General features: G+C 59.9%; 1 protein-coding gene. It reads right to left on the bottom strand.

The genetic code is table 11. The features are described 5' to 3' along the window. Positions 1-122: 122 nt before the first annotated feature. Complete coding sequence (locus ACOI1H_RS25585) at positions 123-911, bottom strand: hypothetical protein (protein WP_422441140.1); 789 nt, start codon at positions 909-911, stop codon at positions 123-125. Positions 912-1,365: the final 454 nt, after the last annotated feature.

The following is a 1,365-nucleotide window of genomic DNA, read 5'->3' as shown; positions in this document are numbered from 1 at the left end:
TTACACCAAGCATTGGGACACGATCGCAGACTCCGTCCTTGTCCGATCCCGCATACCGCATCCGTCCTTTTCAACCGTCCGTTTCAGGGTGGCCATCGGTCTGGCCACCCCGATCTGTCGCATCAGGACAATTGTCGCGCAAGCTCGCCGCTGGTCAGGTTCAGCACGATCCGGTCATTGCGCCGGGCTGCCGGACTGAACTGGAACTGGACCCGCTTGGGGGACAGGCCAAGGCGACCATTCAACTGGACGGAAACCTTGATCATGTTGCCGACGCGTGCGTCGTCCTGAACCACGACACCGATGAAGACATTGTCGCTGCTCCAGACGGTCAGACCCGCAAGTCCGAGAACCGGAGTCATGGGTTGGACGGCCGTAAAGTTGCGGCTGTTCGAGTCGGTCAGCCCAACGCCGCCACCGTTGGGCACGCCCGCGCCGCCACCGTTGCCGCCGCCCCCATTTCCACTACCGCCGTCGGCTCCGCCACTGCCACCGGCTCCGTTGCCACCGGTGCCGCCACCGCCAGTGCCACCGCTACCGCCACCTGTGCCGCCGCCACCGCCTGTGCCGCCGCCACCCGTTCCACCGCCGCCGACGTTGACCGATGCGGTGACGCCGGACCCTCCACCGACATTGGCGTCCACGTCGGCGTTCAGGCCTCCACCACCCGTCGACGAGCCACCGACGTTGGCATCAACAGTTGCGCCCAGTCCCCCGTTTGATTGTCCGCCAACCTGCGCATCGGTCGTGATCGACCGGTCGCCAAGTCCGACATCGGCGTCAACCTTCACGCCGCTCTTTCCTAGACCGACTCCTGCATTGACCGAAATGCCGCCGAGATCGAGTGCCGAGACTGCCGTAGCGGGAATCGCGAACACGTAAGCGAACCCTAAGTTACGAAACGTTGTCATTTGAGCTTCCTCTCCAGTTACATCCGGCATCCGAGCACCACGGTTCGCCTCCGAGTTTTGGTAAACGATCAATGCTCCCGCCAAAGTTGTTAAGCCACGTCCTGCCTAAGACCCCTGTTTCAGCCGAAACAGAAGTATTTATCGCTGCATCGCTTAAGGCGTCGAAAAAAATGCGAAGAAAATTTGCAGCAAAACTCACGGGATTGCGCCACTGTTTTCGATATCGAAACAGTTGCTTGGACCATGCAACATTATCCCCGATGAGCGCAGATCGCGGTACCGTAGAACAGGGTTTCGCATTGATGGTCGTGGTGCCTGAGGCTTTGTGCGGGGCCAAAAAAAAGCCGGGCACAAAGGCCCGGCGAAGTCCAACAGGGAGGTGAAGCAACGGTAAGACTACGCGTTGCCTCAAGACTGCAGATAGAGCCTGCATTTTGAGCGATCAAGAAAAAAG

Source organism: Loktanella sp. DJP18 (assembly GCF_049310965.1).
Taxonomy (GTDB): domain Bacteria; phylum Pseudomonadota; class Alphaproteobacteria; order Rhodobacterales; family Rhodobacteraceae; genus Loktanella.
Note: the sequence above shows the minus strand (reverse complement) of the source record. Positions and strands in the feature narration are given on the sequence as shown.

Coding starts and splice junctions, on each gene's coding strand:
- ACOI1H_RS25585 (WP_422441140.1), bottom strand. CDS start 911: ATGACAACGTTTCGTAACTTAGGGTTCGCTTACGTGTTCGCGATTCCC.